This window comes from Kitasatospora sp. A2-31 (assembly GCF_022288725.1).
Taxonomy (GTDB): Bacteria; Actinomycetota; Actinomycetes; order Streptomycetales; family Streptomycetaceae; genus Kitasatospora.
The window spans coordinates 88,778-108,789 of the sequence record NZ_JAKNTA010000010.1 but is presented as its reverse complement, the minus strand read 5'-3'; the positions used below and the strand labels follow the sequence as shown (position 1 = coordinate 108,789).

Annotated in this window: 19 protein-coding genes and 1 riboswitch; of the genes, 16 read left to right on the top strand and 3 right to left on the bottom strand. The window is 75.5% G+C overall.

From position 1 onward, the window contains the following. Positions 1-5 precede the first annotated feature (5 nt). From MCM47_RS26295 to MCM47_RS26265, 7 genes are read left to right on the top strand one after another with little or no spacing between them, the layout of a single operon-like run. On the top strand, positions 6-665 hold the full coding sequence (locus MCM47_RS26295) for an HAD-IIIA family hydrolase (RefSeq protein ID WP_238864179.1): 660 nt from the start codon (positions 6-8) through the stop codon (positions 663-665). Continuing rightward, entirely contained in the window at positions 662-1,726 is a 1,065-nt protein-coding gene (locus MCM47_RS26290; RefSeq protein WP_238864178.1) for a glycosyltransferase family 9 protein, read from the top strand. The genes MCM47_RS26295 and MCM47_RS26290 overlap by 4 nt, the downstream gene beginning before the upstream one ends. After that, positions 1,723-2,685 carry a glycosyltransferase gene (locus MCM47_RS26285; RefSeq protein WP_238864177.1) on the top strand — a complete coding sequence of 321 codons (963 nt, stop codon included), beginning with the start codon at positions 1,723-1,725 and terminating at the stop codon, positions 2,683-2,685. The genes MCM47_RS26290 and MCM47_RS26285 overlap by 4 nt, the downstream gene beginning before the upstream one ends. After that, positions 2,682-3,932, top strand: a complete 1,251-nt coding sequence (locus tag MCM47_RS26280) for a glycosyltransferase (protein ID WP_238864176.1) — start codon at positions 2,682-2,684, stop codon at positions 3,930-3,932. The genes MCM47_RS26285 and MCM47_RS26280 overlap by 4 nt, the downstream gene beginning before the upstream one ends. Further along, complete coding sequence (locus MCM47_RS26275; protein ID WP_238864175.1) at positions 3,932-4,585, top strand: SIS domain-containing protein; 654 nt, start codon at positions 3,932-3,934, stop codon at positions 4,583-4,585. Before MCM47_RS26280 ends, MCM47_RS26275 begins: the two co-directional genes overlap by 1 nt. Continuing rightward, positions 4,582-5,994, top strand: coding sequence for a D-glycero-beta-D-manno-heptose 1-phosphate adenylyltransferase (gene rfaE2, locus MCM47_RS26270; protein ID WP_238864174.1), 1,413 nt, complete (start codon positions 4,582-4,584; stop codon positions 5,992-5,994). The genes MCM47_RS26275 and rfaE2 overlap by 4 nt, the downstream gene beginning before the upstream one ends. Further along, positions 5,991-6,974, top strand: a complete 984-nt coding sequence (locus MCM47_RS26265) for a glycosyltransferase family 9 protein (RefSeq protein WP_308222459.1) — start codon at positions 5,991-5,993, stop codon at positions 6,972-6,974. Before rfaE2 ends, MCM47_RS26265 begins: the two co-directional genes overlap by 4 nt. A 94-nt stretch (positions 6,975-7,068) precedes the next feature. Here the strand turns inward: MCM47_RS26265 and MCM47_RS26260 are convergent, their stop codons facing one another. Next, positions 7,069-7,701 carry a hypothetical protein gene (locus tag MCM47_RS26260; RefSeq protein WP_238864173.1) on the bottom strand — a complete coding sequence of 211 codons (633 nt, stop codon included), beginning with the start codon at positions 7,699-7,701 and terminating at the stop codon, positions 7,069-7,071. 529 nt (positions 7,702-8,230) lie between these two features. Between MCM47_RS26260 and MCM47_RS26255 the strand changes: the two genes are divergently transcribed. After that, positions 8,231-9,589 carry an MFS transporter gene (locus MCM47_RS26255; RefSeq protein ID WP_238864172.1) on the top strand — a complete coding sequence of 453 codons (1,359 nt, stop codon included), beginning with the start codon at positions 8,231-8,233 and terminating at the stop codon, positions 9,587-9,589. A gap of 74 nt (positions 9,590-9,663) precedes the next feature. Here MCM47_RS26255 and MCM47_RS26250 read toward each other — a convergent pair whose 3' ends face one another. Then, entirely contained in the window at positions 9,664-10,353 is a 690-nt protein-coding gene (locus MCM47_RS26250; RefSeq protein WP_238864171.1) for a glycosyltransferase, read from the bottom strand. A gap of 602 nt (positions 10,354-10,955) precedes the next feature. On the opposite strand from MCM47_RS26250, the gene MCM47_RS26245 reads away from it, so the two are divergent. The 3 genes from MCM47_RS26245 (at position 10,956) to MCM47_RS26235 (ending at position 14,077) form a co-directional block, all read left to right on the top strand. Further along, complete coding sequence (locus tag MCM47_RS26245; protein ID WP_238864170.1) at positions 10,956-11,897, top strand: RimK family alpha-L-glutamate ligase; 942 nt, start codon at positions 10,956-10,958, stop codon at positions 11,895-11,897. Between the two features lie 124 nt (positions 11,898-12,021). Further along, a riboswitch (M-box (ykoK) riboswitch) is annotated at positions 12,022-12,196 on the top strand. A gap of 367 nt (positions 12,197-12,563) precedes the next feature. Next, positions 12,564-13,733 carry a magnesium and cobalt transport protein CorA gene (locus MCM47_RS26240; protein ID WP_238864169.1) on the top strand — a complete coding sequence of 390 codons (1,170 nt, stop codon included), beginning with the start codon at positions 12,564-12,566 and terminating at the stop codon, positions 13,731-13,733. A gap of 128 nt (positions 13,734-13,861) precedes the next feature. Beyond that, complete coding sequence (locus tag MCM47_RS26235; RefSeq protein ID WP_238864168.1) at positions 13,862-14,077, top strand: hypothetical protein; 216 nt, start codon at positions 13,862-13,864, stop codon at positions 14,075-14,077. Between the two features lie 182 nt (positions 14,078-14,259). On the opposite strand, the gene MCM47_RS26230 is transcribed toward MCM47_RS26235, so the two are convergent. Next, complete coding sequence (locus MCM47_RS26230; RefSeq protein WP_238864167.1) at positions 14,260-14,634, bottom strand: hypothetical protein; 375 nt, start codon at positions 14,632-14,634, stop codon at positions 14,260-14,262. Between the two features lie 137 nt (positions 14,635-14,771). Here MCM47_RS26230 and MCM47_RS26225 point away from each other — a divergent pair, with 137 nt between their 5' ends. The 5 genes from MCM47_RS26225 to MCM47_RS26205 all read left to right on the top strand — a co-directional run bounded on the left by MCM47_RS26225 (position 14,772) and on the right by MCM47_RS26205 (position 19,882). Continuing rightward, positions 14,772-15,488, top strand: a complete 717-nt coding sequence (locus MCM47_RS26225; RefSeq protein WP_238864166.1) for a helix-turn-helix domain-containing protein — start codon at positions 14,772-14,774, stop codon at positions 15,486-15,488. A 56-nt stretch (positions 15,489-15,544) separates the two neighbouring features. Next, a complete protein-coding gene (gene lepB / locus MCM47_RS26220; protein ID WP_238864165.1) occupies positions 15,545-16,588 on the top strand; it encodes a signal peptidase I in 1,044 nt (347 codons plus the stop codon). A 308-nt stretch (positions 16,589-16,896) separates the two neighbouring features. Continuing rightward, the gene (locus MCM47_RS26215; protein WP_238864164.1) at positions 16,897-17,151 is read left to right on the top strand and encodes a hypothetical protein; all 255 of its coding nucleotides are present in this window, start codon (positions 16,897-16,899) and stop codon (positions 17,149-17,151) included. Between the two features lie 397 nt (positions 17,152-17,548). Beyond that, the gene (locus MCM47_RS26210) at positions 17,549-18,424 is read left to right on the top strand and encodes a nuclease (RefSeq protein ID WP_238864163.1); all 876 of its coding nucleotides are present in this window, start codon (positions 17,549-17,551) and stop codon (positions 18,422-18,424) included. Between the two features lie 135 nt (positions 18,425-18,559). Beyond that, entirely contained in the window at positions 18,560-19,882 is a 1,323-nt protein-coding gene (locus tag MCM47_RS26205; RefSeq protein WP_238864162.1) for a PLP-dependent aspartate aminotransferase family protein, read from the top strand. Positions 19,883-20,012 lie beyond the last annotated feature (130 nt).

Sequence of the window (20,012 nt, the reverse complement as noted above, 5' to 3'; positions counted from 1 at the left end):
CCACCATGACGCTTCCCACCGACTCCACCGCACCGGCTGGGCCCGCGCCCGGCCGCCCGGCCGCGGACGGCCTGCTGCCGTGGATCCGCGCGACCGGGCCCGCGGGCCGGGCGGACCGCCCCGGAGCACCGCGGGCGGCCGTGCTCTTCGACCGCGACGGCACGCTCGTCCACGACGTGCCGTACAACGGCGATCCCGGGGCCGTGCGTCCGGTGGCCGGCGCGAGCGCCGCCGTCGCCGCCCTGCGGTCGGCCGGAGTCCGGGTGGGCGTCGTGACCAACCAGTCCGGGGTCGCGCGCGGACTGCTCACCCGCCGGCAGGTCGACGCGGTGAACCGGCGGATCGACGCACTCCTCGGGCCGCTCGACGTCTGGGCCGTCTGCCCGCACGGGCCGGAGGACGGCTGCCGCTGCCGCAAGCCCGCCCCCGGCCTGGTGCTGGCCGCCTGCCGGGCCCTCGGTGTGCCGCCCCGGCGGGCGGTCGTCATCGGGGACATCGGGTCCGACGGCGCCGCGGCCGAGGCTGCCGGGGCGTTCCCCGTCCTGGTGCCCAACCCGGTCACCCGGGCCGAGGAGACGGCGGCGGCGAGGACCGTCGCCAAGGACCTCGCCGAAGCCGTCCGGACGGCGCTGAGCCACCTCCTTCCCCCCGGGCGGGCGGCGTGACGAGGACCCTCGTGGTACGCCTCGACAGCACCGGCGACGTCCTGCTCGCCGGGCCCGCCGTGCGAGCCGTCGCAGCCTCCTCCGCGTACGTGGCCATGCTCTGCGGGCCCCAGGGCGCCGCGGCGGCCGAGATCCTGCCCGGTGTCGACCGGACCATCGTCTGGGAGGCTCCCTGGGTCGGCTTCGACCCGCCCCCGCTGGACCCCGACGACGTCCGGGCCGTCGTGGGGGACCTCGCCCGGCTGCGCTTCGACCGCGCCGTCGTCCTCACCTCGTTCCATCAGAGCCCGCTGCCCACGGCCCTGTTGCTCCGGCTGGCCGGCGTGGCCGCCATCGCCGCCGACTGCGAGGACTACCCGGGTTCGCTGGTCGATCTGCGCCACCGGCGCGCGCCCGGCCGGCACGAGGCCGAGGCCGCCCTCGACCTAACCCGAGCGGCGGGGTTCCCGCTCCCCCCGCACGACGACGGCCGACTGCGGGTGCTGCCACCGCCCGACCTGCGGCATCTGACCGGTCCGGACCCGTACGTGGTCGTCCATCCCGGCGCGGCCGTTCCCGCCCGCGCCACCGGTCCCGCGGTGCTCGCGGCCGCCGTGCGCGCCCTGGCCGGGTCCGGACGGCGGGTGGTGGTCACCGGCGGCCCGGCGGAGAAGGAGCTCACCGCCGAGGTCGCGGGGGCGCACGCCCTGGACCTCGGCGGCCGCACCGACCTCAGGGCCCTCTCGGCGGTCCTGGCCGCGGCCGACGCCGTGGTCGCGGGCAACACCGGTCCCGCCCATCTGGCCGCCGCCGTCGGCACCCCGGTCGTGAGTCTGTTCTCGCCGGTCGTGCCGGCCGAACGGTGGCGGCCGTTCGGCGTGCCGCACCTGCTGCTCGGCCGGCAGGACGCGCCGTGCGCCGCGAGCCGCGCCAGGGTCTGCCCGGTCGAGGGCCACCCCTGCCTGGACACCCTGACCGGTGCCCAGATCGCGGCGGCCGTGGACCGGTTGACGAGCGGAGTACCGGGCCCGGGCGGGCAGTTCCCGCCCGCCCGGCCGAGCACCAGGAAGGTGAGCTCATGAACATCCTGCTGTGGCACGTGCACGGCTCCTGGACGACCGCGTTCGTCCAGGGCTCCCACACCTACACGGTGCCCGTCCTGCCCGAGCGGGGCCCGGACGGACTCGGACGCGCCGTGACGTTCGACTGGCCGGCCGGAGTCGTCGAACGGACCCCGCAGGAGCTCCGGTCCGCCGAGATCGACCTGGTGGTGCTCCAGCGCCCGCACGAGGCCGAACTCGCCACCCGGTGGCTGGGCCGCCGGCCAGGACGGGACGTACCGGCGGTCTACCTGGAACACAACAGCCCGCACGGCGCCGTCCCCGACACCCGCCATCCGATGGCGGACCGCGACGACCTCGTCATCGTCCACGTCACCGACTTCAACCGACTGTTCTGGGACTGCGGGCACACCCGCACCCGGGTGATCGAGCACGGCATCGTCGACCCCGGCCACCAGTACACCGGAGCGCTGGCGAGATCGGCCGTGGTGGTCAACGAGCCGGTCCGCCGCGGACGCACGACCGGCACCGACCTGCTGCCGTTCTTCGCGCGGCAGGGCCCGCTGGACGTCTTCGGCATGGGGACGGCCGGGCTCGCCACCCACCTCGGCCTGACCGAGGACCGCTGCCGGGTCGCCGACCTTCCCCAGGCCCGGTTGCACGCCGAGATGGCTCGGCGCCGCCTCTACCTCCACCCCGTGCGCTGGACCTCGCTCGGTCTCTCCCTGCTGGAGGCCATGCACCTGGGCATGCCGGTGGTCGCCCTGGCCACCACCGAGGTGTCCCGGGCGGTGCCGCCCGGGACGGGCGTGGTCTCCACCAGCCCCACCGAGCTGGCCGACGCCGTCCGCCACTACCTCACCGACGCCGCGGCCGCCGCAGCCGACGGCATGCGCGCACGCCAGGCGGCACTCGGCCGCTACGGACTGAAACGGTTCCTCGACGACTGGGACCGCCTGATCGACGAGGTGACACGGTGACCGGACCCCTGGCCGTCTCCCTGGTCTCCGAACACGCCAGCCCGCTCGCGACGCTCGGCGGCGTGGACGCGGGAGGCCAGAACGTCCACGTCGCCGCCCTCGCCTGCGCCCTGGCCGACCTGGGCCACCAGGTGGTCGTCCACACCAGGCGCGACCACGCCGAATCGGCCGAGGAGGTCGTGATGCGCCCCGGCGTCACCGTCCACCACGTGCCGGCCGGACCGGCCCGACCCGTGCCCAAGGACCAACTCCTGCCGTTCATGGTCGAATTCGGCGAGCAGCTGGCTCGCTACTGGGACCGCCGCAGACCGGACGTGGTGCACTCGCACTTCTGGATGTCGGGGCTGGCCTCCCTGCGCGGAGCCCGGCACCTGGGCATACCGGTCGCCCACACGTATCACGCCCTCGGCACGGTCAAGCGCCGCCACCAAGGCTCCCAGGACACCAGCCCCGCGCAGCGGATCGCGCTGGAGACCCACCTCGGCCGCACCGCCGCACGCGTGATCGCCACCTGCAGCGACGAGGTGGGCGAACTCCTCGCGATGGGCGTCCCCGCGGACCGCATCCGGATCGTGCCGTGCGGTGTCGACCCGAAGCGGTTCAGCCCGCAGGGCGACGTGGCACCCCGGTCCGCGCGGCACCGGCTGCTCATGGTCGGGCGGCTCGTGGCGCGCAAGGGCGGTGCCACCGCGCTGGAGGCACTCGCCCGGCTGCCCGACACCGAACTGGTGATCGCCGGTGGCCCTCCGGCCGACCGGCTGGACACCGACCCGGAGTGCCGACGGTTGCGCGCACTGGCCGTCGACCACGGTGTGGCCGACCGGCTGGTCCTGCTGGGCGGCGTGCCCAGCACACGGATGCCGGCCCTCCTGCGCAGCGCCGACCTCGTCGTCTGCCCCGCGCACTACGAGCCGTTCGGCATCGTCCCGCTGGAGGCGATGGCGTGCGGGGTGCCGGTGGTCGCCACCGCGGTCGGCGGGCACCTCGACACGGTGGCCGACGGCCGGACGGGCCTGCTGGTGCCCGCCGGGTCCGGTGCGGCGCTGGCCGCCGCGGCCGCCAGGCTGCTCGGCGACCCGCGGCTGCGCCGTGGGTTCGGGGCGGCAGGGCGCCGTCGCGTCCTCGCCTTCTACGGCTGGGACCGGGTCGCGGCGAACACCGAGAGGATCTACCAGGAGACGGTGCGCCCCCTGCCCGCGGCCCTTCCGCCGCGGGCCCGTACCGGAGCACCGTCGGGAGGACTGTGATGAGCGCTCACTTCCACGAGTCGGCGCACGACGTCGCGGAGGCCGCGCGGCACTGCACGGCCCTGGAGGACGCGGTGCGGGCGCTGCGCGGCGGGCAACTGCCACTGCTCACCAGCTGGGGCCAGGCCCTGGCCGGCCTGCTGCCGGCCGGCGGGCGCCTGCTCGTCGCGGGCAACGGCGGAAGTGCCGCGCAGGCCCAGCACCTGACCGCCGAACTCGTCGGCCGCTACCGCGCCGAGCGGGCCCCCTTCTCCGCGCTCGCGCTGCACGCCGACACGTCCACGCTGACCGCGATCGGCAACGACTACGGCTTCGAGGAGGTCTACGCCCGCCAGGTGGCCGCGCACGGGCGGCCCGGCGACGTCCTGATCCTGATGTCGACCTCGGGACGGAGCGGCAACCTGCTCAGGGCCGCCGACGCCGGCCGGAGGGCGGGTCTCGGCGTATGGGCGATGACGGGCCGGGCCCCCAACCCGCTGGCGGGCCGGGCCGACGAGACCCTCGCCGTGGCCTCCGCGACGACCGCCACCGTCCAGGAGGTCCACCTGATGGCCCTTCACCTGATCTGCGAGGCGTTCGACGCGGCGCTGGCTCGCCGCACGGGAGGGCCCGCGCTGCCCGGGGACGTCCGGCCGGCGGGTGAGGTCGCGTGAACGGGCCGTTCGTGGTGGTCGGCGACAGCCTGCTCGACGTCGACGTCGACGGCGCGGCCACCCGGCTCGCGCCCGACGCGCCGGTCCCGGTCGTCGACGTCGAGTCGGAGCACAGCCGGCCGGGGGGCGCCGCGCTCGCCGCCGTCCTGGCGGCGCGCACCGGACGGGAGGTGGTCCTGCTCACGGCACTGGGCCGGGGCGAGGCCTCGGCCGAGCTGCGCCGCACCTTGGGGGGCCGCGTCGGGTTGGCCGAGATCCCGCTGGACGGTGACATCCCGGTCAAGACCCGGATCCGGGTGGACGAACGGCCGCTGATCCGGATCGACCGCGGCGGGGGGCGCCCCGGCAGCCCGGACGCCGCCGTCCGCCGGGTACTCGGTTCCGCCGGAGCCGTGCTGGTGGCCGACTACGGCCGGGGCGTGGCGGACGTGCTCGGGCCGCTGCTCACCGCGGCCACCCGACGCTGTCCGCTGGTGTGGGACCCGCACCCGCGCGGCGGTCCCCCCGTCCCGGGCGCACGGCTGGTGACGCCCAACGCGGCCGAGGCGCGGTCCATGGCAGCCGCCCTCGACGCAGGGTCAGGCTCGGGGGACCGCCTCGCCGACCACACCCGGCGGGCCGCGCTCCTGGCACGCCACTGGCAGGCCGCGGCGGTGGCGGTCACCCTCGGTGCGCGCGGCGCCCTGCTCAGCCGCGGCACCGACAGCCCGATCCTGCTTCCCGCGCCCTACCGGGCGAGCGGCGATCCGTGCGGCGCCGGCGACTGCTTCGCGGCGAACGCCGGCGTGGCCCTGGCCAGGGGAGCGATCACCGAGGAGGCGGTGCACAGCGGAGTGGTCGCCGCGGCCGAGTTCGTCGCCTCGGGCGGCGTCGGCGCGCTCCGCCCGCGGCAGCCGGCCGGCCGGTCCGCACAGCGGCTGCCGGCGAGTGCCACGGAACTGGCAGCCGCTGTCCGCGCCCGGGGCGGAACCGTGGTCGCCACCGGAGGCTGCTTCGACCTGTTGCACGCCGGGCACGTGGGCCTGCTGGAATCGGCGGCCCGGCTGGGCGACTGCCTCGTGGTCTGCCTGAACTCCGACGCCTCCGTCCGCCGCCTCAAAGGTGCCGGGCGGCCCCTCAACCCGGTCGAGGACCGGGCCAGCGTGCTGGCGGGGCTCGGGTGCGTCGACGCCGTAGCCGTCTTCGAGGAGGACACGCCGCACGCGGTCCTGCGCGCACTGCGCCCGCACGTCTGGGTGAAGGGGGGCGACTACACCGTGGACGGCCTGCCGGAGGCCGACGTCCTGGCCGAATGGGGCGGTCACGCCCTCGTCCTGCCCTATCTGAGCGGGAGGTCCACGACCGCCCTGGCGAACCGGGCCGCCGCCGCCGGCTCGGCCGGACCGAGATCCGCGGGGGCGAGCGCGTGAGCACCGCCGGGGCCCGGCCGCGGTTGCTCGTCCTGCGCGCGCTGGGCCTCGGCGACCTCCTCACCGGGATCCCGGCCCTGCGGGCCCTGCGCCGGCACCACCCCGGCCACGAGCTGGTCCTCGCGGCGCCCGGCCGGCTGGCCCCGGTGGTGGCGGCCACCGGCTGCGTCGACCGGTTGCTGGTCACCGATGCCACCGGGCGCCGGGTGCCGGGCGAACTGCACTGGACCGGGCCCGCGCCGGCGCTGGCCGTCGACCTGCACGGCTGCAGCGAGGAGAGCCTGCGGCCGCTCCGGGCCCTGGAGCCCCGGCGGCTCATCGGCTACGCGGCCCCGGAGGCCGGCGGCGCCAGGTGGCGCGCGAACGAACACGAACGGGACCGCTGGTGCCGTCTGCTGCGCTGCCACGGCATCCCCGCGGACCCGGCCGACCTGCTGATCCGACGCCCGGCGGTCCGTTCCCCCGCTCCCGGGGCCGTGGTGCTGCACCCGGGTGCGGACGCAGGGGCACGCCGCTGGCCGGCCGCCCGCTTCGCCACGGTGGCACGGGAACTGCGCCGCGCCGGCCGGCCGGTGGTCGTCACCGCCGGCGCGCGCGAGGCGGATCTCGCCCACGAGGTGGCCACCCTCGCCGGCCTGCCCCCCGGTTCGGTCATCGGCGGGGCCGCGGACGTACCGTTCGAGACCCTGGCGGCGCTGGTCGCCGAGGCGAGCGCCGTGGTCGCGGGGGACACCGGCCTCTCCCACCTCGCCACAGCCCTCGGCACCGCCTCGGTCACCCTCTTCGGCCCGGTCTCGCCCCGTCTCTGGGGACCGCCCGCCGACGGCCGCCACCGGATCCTGTGGCGGCCCGACCACCCCGGGGACGACCGGCCAGGCGACGCCCACGGCGAGGACCCCGACCCACGTCTGCTGCGGATCGGCCCGGACGACGTCCTGTCCGAACTCCGCGCCCTCCGCCTGCGCGAAGGGGGGAGGTGAGGGCGACCGATGGCGAGCCCGTCCGTGGCCTCCGCACCCCGGATCGGCGTCGTGGTGATCACGCGCAACCCGCCCCGGCTCGCGCTCCTGCCCGTCAGAGGAAGAGGATCTCGCGCGAGCCCAGCCGCGTGTCGCCCACCGAGGCCCCACCGTTTCGCCCGCCGGCCGGATCCGCGACCCGGCCGGCGCACAGGGCCCGGCGCTTGAGGCGCTCCGCCCCCGGGGACAGCGACACCCGCGAGGCGCGCTGCCAGGGCTCCCCGCACCCCTGGGAGGCCGCACAGTGGCCGGGCACCCAGTACTCCACCAGCGGCGGTCTCAAGCGCAGTGAACACGCCAGCAGGGCGGCCCACCGCGCCGCCCCGGCGGCGGTCCCCCGGTCCCCGCACCACGGCGCGGCACAGAGGTCGGCTCCGCTCACCAGCAACGAGAGATGGCGGACGGCCTCGTCACAGCCCGTCGCCTCCAACCACTCCAGCTCCGCCTGCGGAGCGCCCAGGAAGGCCAGCACCTCACGCGGCGGGGCCGCGTGCGGGGCCGGCCCGGCGTCGGGCACCACGACGCGCAGGCGGACCCCGGACGCCGCCAGCATCGCCATGCAACCGCCGAAGCCGACGACCGCGGCATCGAGGGGGGCGGCGACGACCACGGCGTCCCGCACTCCCTCGGGCACTCCGGCCACCGGCAGGCAGGCGGACAGTCCGTCCACTCGTCCAGCCTGTTCCATCGGCCGTCGTCCTTCCGGGAGAGGGGGAAGTCCGGGAGAGGGGAGAGGAGAACCGCGTCGGGAGCGCGCGGCGGCCTGGTCCGCCGAGGCCGGCCCGCGGTGGCCGGGTACGTCGACGCGGCCGGGGAGCACGCGGTGGCCGGGTACGTTGACGCGGACCGGGAGGCCGTCTGCTCCTACGACCAGCGTTCACGATTCCCTCGCGGACCGCACGCCGGGGCTGCCGCCCCGCCGGGGCGGGAGGGCCGACCGCGCCGGCCCGGTCGCGGAGCGTCACACCGCACCGGACGGAACTGCCGACCGGCACGGTGTGATGGACGCCACCGCGCGGACGAAGCCGCTGGTCAAGCCGGTGTGTCGACTCTCCCGCGCGGCGGTGTGACGCGATCGACGGTCCGGGATCCCGCCCCGAGCGGTCAGGATGGACGGCGCCGCTCCGTCGCTCCGGCGTCCGAGCCGCCCCGGCTCTCGTACGGCGACCACTCGCCCGGAGCCCTCCCCGTGCCCACACCGAATCCAGATGTGAGACGTGCTGCCCACCACCAAGGCGTCGCCGGCGACCCCGAACGTCCTGCTACCCGCCCAACGACGCGGCCCGGACCGTGCTGCTCCGAGTCGTGCCGTCCCCCCGACCGCCCCGGCCGGCTCCCGCGCCCCGTGGCGTTCCCTGCGCCACCGGAGCATGCGCTGGTGGTCGCTGGCGAACCTGGCCTCGAACGCCGGTGCCTGGATGCAGCTGACCGTGCAGAACCTCCTGGTCCTCCAGCTGACCGGCTCGGCCGCCGTCACCGGACTGTCGCTCGCCCTCCAGGTCGCCCCCGGCCTGCTGCTCGGACTCGTGGGCGGCGCCGCGGTCGACCGCTGGCCGCGCAAGCTCACGGCCACCGTCAGCCAGGCGGTGCTGGCCGGGATCGCCTTCGCCACCGCGGCCCTGGTGGCGCTCGGGGCACTCAGCGTCCCGGCCCTGATGGTGCTCGCCGTCCTCACCGGGCTCGTCGCCACGATCGAGGGGCCGGCCTGCGCTCTCCTGGGCAACGATCTCGTGCCGCCGGAGGACGTCCCGTCGGCGATCTCGGTCGGCTCGGTCGTGCACAGTGTCGGACGACTGGCGGGTACCGCATCGGCCGGCGTCGTCGTCGGCTTGTTCGGGATGGCGAGCGCGTACGTCGTCAACGGCATCTCCTTCGTCCTGGTGGCGGCGGTCATCCCGTTCCTGCGGCCGGCAGCGGGCGCGGTCGAGGCCGACGCACACCAGCCGCCGCCCGAGGGACGGGGTGTCCGGGACGGTGTCGCCTTCTTCTGCAGCCGGCGCCGCCTGGTGGCGCTGGCCTGCCTGACCGGCATGGGCTCGATGCTGGGCCGCAACTACGGCCTGACCCTCGCCGCGCTGGTCAGCGGTGCCCTGCACGGCGGAGCGCAGGAATACGGGGTGATCGCCACCGTCCTGGCCGGCGGCGGAATCACCGGGGCGGTGCTGGCCGGACGGCTGCGCAGCCCCTCCGTACGGCTGGTGGCCGCCCTGACGGCGGCCGGCGGCGTCCTCCAGTGCCTCGCCGCGCTCTCGCCCACGCTCCTGTTCCTCGCACTGCTGGTCGTCCCGATGGCCGTGCTGGAGTCGCTGAGCGACACCGCCGTCTCCACGATCCTGCAGACGGACCCACCGGCTCATCTGCGCGGACGGGTCCTGGGCGCCTGGCGCAGCGTCAGCACCGTCTGGGGCCTCGCCGGACCGCTCGTGCTCGGTGTGTCCATCCAGGCCCTGGGCGCACGGGGAGCACTGCTCTCCGGAGGGCTGCTGGTCGGTGGGGCGGTCGGTGGGGCCGCCGCGGTGCGGCGCCGGCCGGCCGGTCCCGCCGCGGCCGTGGAGCAGGTTGCCGTCGTGGTCTGAGGTCCGCGGTCTGAGGCCCGCCCGCCCGCTCACCGGTTCCCGGCGGCTCATCGCCGGACGAAGGCGAACCCCCGCTACGGACGCCCTGCGCCGGCCGACCGGCTGCCCAGGGCCTCCCGGTAGACGAGTTCGACGAGGGCGGCGGCCCGGCCGGGGGTGTGTCGGCCCGACGCCCGCGGCCCCCGCGGATCCGGCTGGTCCCCGTCTCGCGGGACCAGCCGGATCCGCTCCTCGGCGACGCCCATGGCCCGCAGGACGCCCAGCTCGTCGCGGCAGGTCGCGAGCACCCGGTCGGCCTGCCGCCCGACCGCGGTCTCGATGGCGATCCGGCCGGACGCGCTCACGCCTCGACCGTCGTCGTGGCCGCCCACCGCGCTGCCGCCGAGCGCGTGGAAGGTCTGCACCAACGGGATGCCCAGATAGTGGGCGCCGGGAAGACCGACGAGCCCCGAGGTCCAGAAATGCGCGTGCGCGATCGTCGGCGGGTGGTGGATCCAGTAGTCGGCGAGCCGCTCACCGAAGGCCGCCATGCGGCGCAGCACGTCCTCCTCGGAGGTGCCCCGGGCCGGGCCATCGCCCACGTGGTGCACCAGGACGCCCGGGCAGAGCGGAACGTGTTCGCCGGGGCGGGCGTCCGCCCGCCAGGTATGCACGGTGACCTGGTGGCCGCGGCGGGCGAGGGCCCGGGACAGGGCTGCGACGTGGGCGCCCCACGGGTCCGCGCCGCCGCCGGGCGGTGCGAGGGGGCTGACCCTTTCGGACACCAGTGCAATCCGCAGGGGTCCCATCAGTTCCTCACCTCCCGGATCAGTCTCGCCTCGCCTTGCGGAGCACGCGAGCCGGCCGGCCGTCCCTGATCCTCGAGGCCCGGGCCGGCGGGGCGGCGGCTCCGCCACCTGCGGGTGCGGTGATGGCCGCGGCGGTGATCCCAGGTGGGAACCCTCGGATCAGGCGCCCCGTCGAGCAGTACTTCTGTCGCCCTGTGACCCGTGTCACACCAGACTCCCGTCAGGAATCCGGGTGCTGTCCCGCTCAAGTCGCTGAAGCCAAGCGGCCAGAGTCGCCGAGGTCCCCGCGAAGCCTCTCCACCTGAGCGTCGAACGGTCCTGATGGTCGTACCGTCGGGCACCTCCGGTGTACGGGGCGCCGGAGGGCGACGCCGGGCCGCGACCTCGTCCCGTCACCCGATCGCGGCCCGCGGGTCCGCCCGGAGCGGGGTGCGGCCCCGGGCCCTGGCGGCGTGTGGCCCCCGGCCCCGGGCGACCCCGCGCGGCCCCGGCAGGCCCGCGCGCTTTCGGCCATCCGGATGCCGAGCGGCGCAAGACGCCGTCTTGCCGCGCTCGCCTGATCGCCGTTCCATGGCGCCATGGCCCGCAGCGAGCTCGTAGTGATGACCGACCACAGCTCCACCGAGGGCAGCCGGGACGTCCTCGCCACCGCCGTGCGGACGCTCACCGGCAGACCACCCGTGCTGGTCGACGCGCGGCACTTCATGACCGGCGGCACCGGCCGGATCACCCGAGCCGCCATCCCCGAGGTCGGCGCCCTGCGACTGGAGGTGCCCGCCGAGGGGATCGCCGTGACGGCGGAGGCCGTGCTCGTCTACGAAGTACCGCCGCACCGCCGCCGGGACTTCGAGGCGTTCCAGCGACTGCTGCGCGACCACGGTGCCCGCTCGCTCGGTACGGACGCGGAGGCCTGGCGGACGGCCACCGAGAAGGACCTCACCGTCGAGCGGTTCGTCCGCGACGGCATCCCGCACATGCCCACCCTCACGCTCTCCCGGCCGAGCCCCGAGGCCGCGGCCGAGGCCTTCGACCGCCTCGGCGGGGACGTCTGGGCCCGGCCGACCGTCGGAATGGGCGGCAGCGACGTCTTCCACATCACCACCGGCGCCCAACTGGCCGCCGCCGCCCGGCACTACGCCGAGGCGGGCACCGACTGGCTGATCGCCCGGGACGCCGCGAACTTCGCCCCCGACGGCCGGCGGCACCAGTACCGGGTGGTCGTCCTGGACGGGCGCGTCGTGCGCGCGGTCGAGCACGTGCAGGCGAACCCCGACGCCCCGTGCAACGAGTGCCGGGGCGCCGTCTCGACCCTGCTGGAGGAGGGGGAGCTGCCGGGCGGGCTGGCCGAGCTGGCCGTGGCGGCGACGAAGTCCCTGGGCCTCCCGCTGGCCGGCGTCGACCTCGCCGCGGAGAACGGCGGGGTGGTGTTCGAGGCCAACGTCCACCCGGTCTTCGGCTCGGTCGGCGGCCTGGAGACGGTGGCCGTCCCGTACGCCGCCGCGCACCTCGGTCCCTGGTAGGCCCGGTGGACGGAGGCGGTCGCTCCGGCCGCCCTCCGGTCGACGGATCCGCTGGTCACGGCCGCCACGGCAGGACCCCGGTCGGAACGACCCGTGCACGGGTACTAGACTCGGTGCGGTTGTGAAGGCACCTCGTTCGGTGAGGCGTCGCCACGGACACAGGCCACTGACCCCACGACGTCGAGAGACGCCCAGGTTCAGGACAGGTCTCCCCGGCCTAAGGGGTGACCCCAAGTGGCTGCACCCGTCGGGTGCTACGCCGTGGCGTGCCAAAGCTCTGACGAGATCAGGGGTGCCCGCCTGACTCCCGCGGACGTGCACGTCCGTGGCCGCTCGGTGCGGATCCTCCTGGTGCCCGGTTGCGGCGACCCGGTGTGCGGGCGCCCCGGCGGTGAGGAGGTGAGAGCTGTGGATTCCAGTAGTCCGGGCCGAAGTCGGCCCCGCCCCAGGACGTCCCCCTCATCTCCTGGCACCCGGCACCCCTCCTCTCGTACCGCTCCCACCCCCTGCCGCCGCACCGCCCGCCGCTGACCCCGGTGGGCGGGCGCCGTGCGGCCGGGCGCCGTGCGCGGTGGAGGCAGGCCGGGCGCCTCCCGCCCGCCCCGCCCCGGCGACCCCTGCCCGTCCCCGGGAGCGGCGGCCACCGAACCGTGGAGGTACCCCGCCATGTCCGACTGGCGTGTGCGCGCCGTGCGTGCGAGCAGGCTCCCGTTTTCCCGTCACGTCGCCACCACCCGGTCCGGCGAAACCGCGCCGGCGCCCGAGCACTCGATGGACCCGCGGCCCGACCAGCCCGTCGCCCCGGTCACGCTGGAGCGCTCGCTGGTGGACGCGGCCGTCTACCACGGAGGCCGCCGGGTCGAGACGCCGTCCAGCCTGTCGGACATCTACCGGGAGCTGCCCGGCAAGCCCGGCACGATGGCCTGGATCGGGCTGTTCCGGCCGGCCGAGGCCCAGCTCCTGGAGGCCGCCGAGCGGTTCAACCTGCACGAGCTGGCCGTCGAGGACGCCATCGTCGCGCACCAGCGGCCCAAGCTCGAGCGCTACGGCGACACCCTCTTCGTGGTCCTGCGAGCCGCCCGCTACCTGGACGACGTGGAGGAGGTCGACTTCGGCGAGATCCACCTCTTCGTCGGCCCGGACTTCGTCCTGACCGTGCGCCACTCGCAGGCGCCCGACCTCTCCGCCGTCCGCCGCCGCCTGGAGGCCGACCCGGAGCTGCTCGCCCTGGGCCCCGAGGCCGTGTTGTACGCGGTGCTGGACGCCGTGGTCGACGGCTACGCCCCGGTGATCGCGGGCCTGCAGCACGACATCGACGAGATCGAGACCGAGGTCTTCGGGGGTGACCCGCACGTCTCCCGGCGCATCTACGAACTCTCCCGCGAGGTCATCGAGTTCCAGCGGGCCACCCGGCCGCTGCTGGAGATCATGAAGAGCCTGGAGGCCGGCTTCGGCAAGTACGGCACCGATGACGAGCTCCAGCGCTACCTGCGCGACGTGGCGGACCACGCCACGTACGCCGCCGAGCGGGTCGACGGGTTCCGGCAGATGCTGCAGAACATCCTCACCGTCAACGCGACGCTGGTGTCACAGCGGCAGAACGAGGAGATGAAGCAGCTCGCGGAGGCCGGGCACGCGCAGAACGACGAGATCAAGAAGATCTCCTCCTGGGCGGCCATCCTCTTCGCGCCGACGCTGATCGGCACCGTGTACGGCATGAACTTCGACACCATGCCCGAGCTGCACTGGGCCTTCGGGTACCCGTTCGCGATCGGTCTGATGGCGCTCGTGTGCACCAGCCTCTACCTGATCTTCAAGCGGCGCGACTGGCTCTGAGGCCGCCGCGCCGCCCCGCGGCCCCTCCGCCCGTACATCACAACTCGGCTTCACCGGGCGTCCGTTGACTGGTGCACGCTTCGCCCGCCGGGGATGCTCGGTGGACCGGGGGACGCGAGGGGGCATCCGTGGGGCGGTATGACGTGTCGGGGGAACGGGCCGGAGGCAACCTGCGCCTTCTCCTGAGCCTGGTGGTGGCAGCGGCCGGATTCGGCGGAGTGCTCGGCCTGGGCGTCGCCATCTGGGCCGTCATCTTCACGGACTGGCTCGACACGGCGAAGGAGCTCTACCACCACTACTGCTTCGTGGTCTGGGGCGGTGGCTGCCGGAGACAGGCCCCCTGACCGGGGCACGTAGCCTTCCGGCGTCCCCCGTGGCGCGGTCGGTGTCCCCGGCAGGGAGTGCGCCATGAACACCGGGGCATTCCGGGGAGGCCCGGGAGTAGCCGGGCTTCGTCGTTCGCACAGGACGACCGAGTGGTCGTCGAGCCGTCACCGACCGGTCCCGACCAGGTCGCCCGACGCGGCTACGGCGCCCGGTGGCCGCCCCGGTCGGTGGTGAGCCGCCGGTGTTCGGCCTCCGGGTCGGCCTGCATCCGGTACGCGAAGTGCAGCCTGACCACGCCCCCGGCGTCCGCCAGTCCGGCGATCGGCCCCTGGCCCGCGGCCAGCGGCCTGGCGGCGGGCCACTGTTGGGCCACCACCGCGAGCGCGGTCCCGTCGGCGGTCTCGGCGATCCAGGTGGCCCGGCCACCCGCGATCGACGCGAGGTAGCCGGTGCCGCGGACCGCGTCGAGCACGTCCTGCACCGAGGCGTCGTCCGGCACCTCCCGCACGGCGGCATGCGGTGCCCACACGTCGTCGCCCATCGCGACGCTGTCCCTGGTCAGTTCGACTCGCATGACGGCAGCCTAGGACCGGACAGGGCCTGGACGGCCGACCGCCACCGCGTGCCGTACGACGGCGGGCAGGGCCCGCCCCGGCGTGCCGGGCCCGGCCGGATTGACAAAACGGCCTGTCACAGCAGCAGATAGGAGGCATGGCCAACGCCTCGCACGACGACCGCTCCCACCGGACCCACCGAGCCCGCCGCAAGGGCGCTGCCCCGGATCCCGCCGCTCCGGCCTCGGCCGAGGGGACGGAGCCCGGTGACACCGGAGCCCTCAGCGACGAGCTGGCCGGCGTACTGGAGGCCGTCGGCCCGCGGCTGCGTGCCCTGCGGCGGGAGCGCGGTGCCACCCTGGCCGGCGTGAGCGAGGCGACCGGGATCTCGCTCAGCACGCTCTCGCGCCTGGAGTCCGGTCTGCGCAGGCCCACCCTGGAGCTGCTGTTGCCGCTGGCCCGGGAGTACCGGGTGCCGCTGGACGAGTTGGTGGGCGCACCGGCCACCGGCGACCCGCGGGTCCACTCGCGTCCGTTCACCCGCGGCGGCCAGACCTTCGTGCCGCTCACCCGTCACTTCGGCGGGCTGCACGCCTACAAGCAGATCATGCCCCCGGGTTTCCGGGCCGGTCCCGAGCTGGAGCCGAAGGTCCACGAGGGGCACGAGTGGGTGTACGTCCTGGCGGGAAAGCTGCGGCTGCTGCTCGGCTCGCAGGACCTCGTCCTGACGGCCGGTGAGGCGGCCGAATTCGACACCCGGATCCCGCACGCGTTCGGCAACGCGGGCACGCAGGCCGTAGAGTTCCTCAGCCTGTTCGGGGCGCAGGGCGAGCGCATCCACGTCCGGGCGAAGCCGGGAACCTCCGTTCGTTAGCTGACAACGGGGGGTCCGCGTCGGGCCCCACCGGGCCGTTCGGAGGGGGCCGAGGAATGAGCGTCGACAACACCGGGGAGACCGGCGGAGCAGGGGAGGGCGGCCCGGCCGTGCCGGCGCCGGAGCAGGGCGGCCCGGCCGTCGCCGTCGCCGCGGCGGATCCGGGCACCGGCCGCCCGGAGTCACCCGCGGATCCGGGCACCGGCCGCCCGGAGTCACCCGCCGAGGCCTCGACCGACGGCGGCGACGGGGACGGCCGGCCCGCGCGGCGCAAGCGCCCGTTCTGGCAGGAGCTGCCGATCCTGGTGGTGGTCGCCCTGCTGCTCTCACTGGGCATCAAGACCTTCTTCGTCCAGGCCTTCTCGATCCCCTCGGGCTCGATGCAGCACACCCTGGAGAAGGGCGACCGGGTGCTGGTCGACAAGCTGACTCCGTGGTTCGGCGCCGGGCCTGAGCGCGGCGAGGTCGTCGTGTTCAAGGACCCGGGCGGCTGGCTGGAGGGTGCGCCCCACGCGACCGACGACTCCTTCCTCGGGAGCATCAGGAGGGCGCTGAGCGTGATCGGCCTGATGCCCTCCGACGATGAGAAGGACCTGATCAAGCGGGTGATCGCGGTCGGCGGCGACACCGTCGAGTGCAACAGCGGCAGCCCGGTGAAGGTGAACGGCGTGGCGCTCGACGAGCCGTACCTCTTCCCCGGGGCGACGCCGTGCGGGGATGCGCCGGTCGGCACGGTGAAGGTGCCCAAGGACCGGATCTGGGTGATGGGCGACCACCGCAACAACTCCCGCGACTCCCGGTACCACGTCAACGAGCCCGGCGGCGGCTTCGTCCCGGTGGACAACGTGATCGGCCGCGCCTTCGTCGTGGCCTGGCCGGTGACGCACTGGGACACGCTGCCGGTTCCGGACACCTTCGACCGGAAGGAGCTGGACCAGCGCGCGGGCGCCGGCGGAGCGGGGGCGCCGGGCGGGGCCGGTCCGCTGGAGGAGCTGCCCGCTCCGGAGGCCGCCGCGCTCGCGGTCGCCGTTCCGCTGGCCGTGTGGCAGCGCCGCCGCTCCCGGGCGGCGGGGCGGACGCGGCCGACCGAGTCGTCCTGACCCGGGTCCGACCGGGCCGACGCTGCTCCCCTGCCGGAGGACCGGTGGGGGAGCAGTCGTCTCCGCCCGCCGACCGTCCCGGAGCCCGGGAGCCCGGGAGCCCCCCGGAGCCCCGGAGCTCGGAGTGCGGTATCCCGGGCCCCGACCGGGCGTCACCGGTCATGTGCGGCAGGCCCCGGCGACAGGTGGGCGGGTTTCGCCGCGCCGTCCTCTACAGCGTTGTAGAGTCGGCGCGGTGTGCCGTACGTCCGGCTGCGCGGCCACCCGGACGGCGGAGCCGCGGCCGGATCCGGAACGGAGGCGGAACCGTGGTGGAGAGCGGACGCGGTGCCGGCGCCGCGGGCCCGGTGGGTGCGGTCACGGCGGACGTCGAGTGGGTGTACCAGCCGGTCGAGGTGCACTTCGCCGACGGCGACTGGGCGCTCGGGCGGATCAGCGCCTGGTGGCGGGACGCCACGGGCACGCGCTGGTGCCGTCTGCGGGTGGCCCGCAGCGGACGACCGGCCCGCTGGGAGCCGTTCGACGAGGCCCGGGTGGTGCTGCTCCCGGCCGGCGGCCTCTGACCCGGCCGCGGTCCCGCCCGCCGTCCGGCGCCCCGGCGCCCCGGCGCTCCGGTGCCCCGGCGGCGTGGACCCCGCGCCCCGGCTCCACCGGACCCGGCGTCCCTGGCTCCGGCGCGGCGCACCACGCCCGGCGCGGCCCCGAGGCCCCTGCCCGCGACCGCCCGCGCAGGCGCTCCCGGCGCCGCCGGGTGCGCGGTTGCGACAGGGTGCGCCGTGTACGAATATTCACGGCAGTGCGCACTGCGCGCGACGGCGCGGACACGGCGCCGTGCGCGGTCGCCGTCCCCGAGCTCGACGACGTGCGGGATCACCACGTCGCGCCCTCCGGCCGGCGGCCGGCGGAGCCGGCCCTCGTCAGGGCCGTCAGACCCGAAGCCACCGTCCCCAGGGAATCGCCATGCCGATGCTGTTGATCAAGGGCTCGTTCCACGTCTCCGCCGCCGCCAGGCCGGACGGCGACACCGTCGCGTTCATCCCGGACTACGTCGGCGAGTGGAAGCTCGTCGAGGGCGGCCGCCCGCTCCGCCCCAAGGCCGACGGCCACATCAACGTCCGGCTGGAGGCCATCGACACGCTGGAGACCCACTACCCCGGCGCCAACGACCACGACGAGCGCCAGCCCCCTGCCTTCGCCCGTGCCGCCGCCGACGAGTTGCTCTCCTGGCTCGGCTTCCGGGACATCGTGCGCCACGAGGACGAGACCGTCAGCGTCACGCCCGACCACGTGCCCGGCTACATCCTCACCCGGGGCGGCGACAGCAAGGGCCGCTGCGTGGCGCTGGTCGGCCGCGGCGCGCCGCCCGGCCCCAGCGGGTACGAGCTCAACGTCGACAAGGAGCTGCTGGCGGAGACCGCCAACCACCACCTCCTGCAGAAGGGGCTCGCCTACGCGACCTTCTACGCCGGTTTCCCGTCCGACCTGCGCCGTGCCCTGATCGACCTGGTCCACCAGGTGCAGGCCGCCGCCCCGCCCGCGAACGGCCTCTGGGCACTGGACGCGACCGTCAACGGCGCGAAGATCACCAGCATGGACTCGATCACCAAGGACGTGGTGATCCTCCCCAAGCTGTTCCGCAGGCTCAAGGACTACTTCGACCTGGGCAGCAACGCGTTGGACCACTTCCCCGCCTTCCTCGCCGGCGCCGACGACGTCTTCAAGATCGACGGAGCCGGCCCGGAGATCCGCGGCCTGCACCACATCCTGGAGATCACGGACGGTCAGACCCTGCGGCTCCTCCACCCGGCGGAGGATCTGGTGTTCATCGAGGAGTGACCGCGCGTCGCGTCCGTCGGGGACCAGAAAGCGGCTGGGAGGGGGGAGGCGGTCCGGTCCGTGGGGCGGCGCTTCAGTCCACCTGATCCTGATTGGCCCTGGTCGACGCTCCCGCGGCAGCCGAGGATGAACGGCATGGACGACTTCGACCGCGACCCCCCCGCCCCTGCCCCCGCCCCTGCCCCTGCCCCCGTCCCCACGCCAGGCCCCGTCCCCGCGCCGGCCACCGCCTCCGGCCCGGCCACCGCCTCCGGTCTTGACGCCCGTCCGGGCCCCGACGGCACGCTGCGCCGCGAGAGCCGGGCCGTCCACCCGCTCGTCGTCGAGGTGGCCGGAAGCCGCCCGCTCGGGGTGCCGTTGCACCAGGGCCACCTGTTCGCCTTCGAGGACTCCGCCTCCCTGGTGGACGCGTTCGGCGGCCCGGACGGGGCCTTCCTCTACAACCGGCACGGCAACCCGACCGTCCGCTCGCTGGAGAACGCCGTCGCCGGGCTGGAGGGCGGGGCGGGCGCCCTCGCGACCGCCTCCGGCATGGCCGCGATCAACACCGTCCTGCTCGCCCTGCTGCGCTCCGGCGATCACGTGATCGCCCAACAGAGCCTCTACGGCGGCACGTTCGCGATGCTCGCGGACCTGTCCGACCGCTGGGGCGTGCAGGTCACGCACGTCCGCGGCGACGACCCGGCCGAGGTCCGGGCCGCACTGCGCCCGAACACCCGGCTGCTGCACCTCGAGACCGTCTCCAACCCGACCACCCGGGTCACCGACCTGCCGGCCCTGCTTGCCGTGGCCCGGGAGGCCGGGGTGGTCGGCGTCGTGGACAACACCTTCGCCTCCCCGCTGCTCTGCCGGCCGATCGAGCACGGCGCCGACGTCGTCGTCCACTCCGCCACCAAGTACCTCGGCGGGCACGGTGACGTCCTGGCGGGCGTCGCCGTCTTCGCCGACTCCGAACTGCACCGGAGGGTCTGGCACCACGCCGTCGAGCTGGGCGCCTCGGCCGATCCGCACGCGGCCTGGCTGACCCTGCGCGGCCTGCAGACGCTGCCGCTGCGGATGCGCCGTCACTGCGACTCGGCGCTGGACCTGGCCCACCGGCTGGTCGCCCACCCCGCGGTCTCCGCCGTCCACTACCCGGGCCTGCCCGGGCACCCGGACCACGAACTGGCCCGCCGGCTTCTGCCCGAGGGCCAGGGCGGGGTGCTCTCCTTCGACCTGGCCGGCGGCCGACAGGCGGCCCGCACCTTCACCGAGTCGGTCCGGCTCGCGGCGCTCGCGCCCTCCCTCGGCAGCGTGCAGACCCTGGTCCTGCACCCGGCCAGCACCTCGCACCGCCAGCTCGACGACGCCGCGCTGGCCGCCGCAGGCATCAGCCCCGGCACCGTCCGCGTGGCGGTGGGCGTCGAACACCCGGAGGACCTCTGGTCGGACCTGGCGCAGGCGCTCGCCAGGGTCTGACTCACCGTCAACCCCCGGGCGGCCGGGCCGATGCGGCGGCCGGCGGAGCCGCCGGCCACGGGCCTGTGCGCCTCGCCCGGTGCGCGTCGCGCCCAGCGCCTCGCCCGGGCAGTTCGTACGGGGGCCTCCC

What these genes read in the sequence shown, in the direction of transcription:
- MCM47_RS26295 (WP_238864179.1), top strand. Translation starts at nt 6, where the DNA reads ATGACGCTTCCCACCGACTCCACCGCACCGGCTGGGCCCGCGCCCGGC.
- MCM47_RS26285 (WP_238864177.1), top strand. Translation starts at nt 1,723, where the DNA reads ATGAACATCCTGCTGTGGCACGTGCACGGCTCCTGGACGACCGCGTTC.
- MCM47_RS26275 (WP_238864175.1), top strand. Translation starts at nt 3,932, where the DNA reads ATGAGCGCTCACTTCCACGAGTCGGCGCACGACGTCGCGGAGGCCGCG.
- MCM47_RS26260 (WP_238864173.1), bottom strand. Translation starts at nt 7,701, where the DNA reads ATGGAACAGGCTGGACGAGTGGACGGACTGTCCGCCTGCCTGCCGGTG.
- MCM47_RS26245 (WP_238864170.1), top strand. Translation starts at nt 10,956, where the DNA reads ATGGCCCGCAGCGAGCTCGTAGTGATGACCGACCACAGCTCCACCGAG.
- MCM47_RS26240 (WP_238864169.1), top strand. Translation starts at nt 12,564, where the DNA reads ATGTCCGACTGGCGTGTGCGCGCCGTGCGTGCGAGCAGGCTCCCGTTT.
- MCM47_RS26230 (WP_238864167.1), bottom strand. Translation starts at nt 14,634, where the DNA reads ATGCGAGTCGAACTGACCAGGGACAGCGTCGCGATGGGCGACGACGTG.
- MCM47_RS26225 (WP_238864166.1), top strand. Translation starts at nt 14,772, where the DNA reads ATGGCCAACGCCTCGCACGACGACCGCTCCCACCGGACCCACCGAGCC.
- lepB (WP_238864165.1), top strand. Translation starts at nt 15,545, where the DNA reads ATGAGCGTCGACAACACCGGGGAGACCGGCGGAGCAGGGGAGGGCGGC.
- MCM47_RS26210 (WP_238864163.1), top strand. Translation starts at nt 17,549, where the DNA reads ATGCCGATGCTGTTGATCAAGGGCTCGTTCCACGTCTCCGCCGCCGCC.
- MCM47_RS26205 (WP_238864162.1), top strand. Translation starts at nt 18,560, where the DNA reads ATGGACGACTTCGACCGCGACCCCCCCGCCCCTGCCCCCGCCCCTGCC.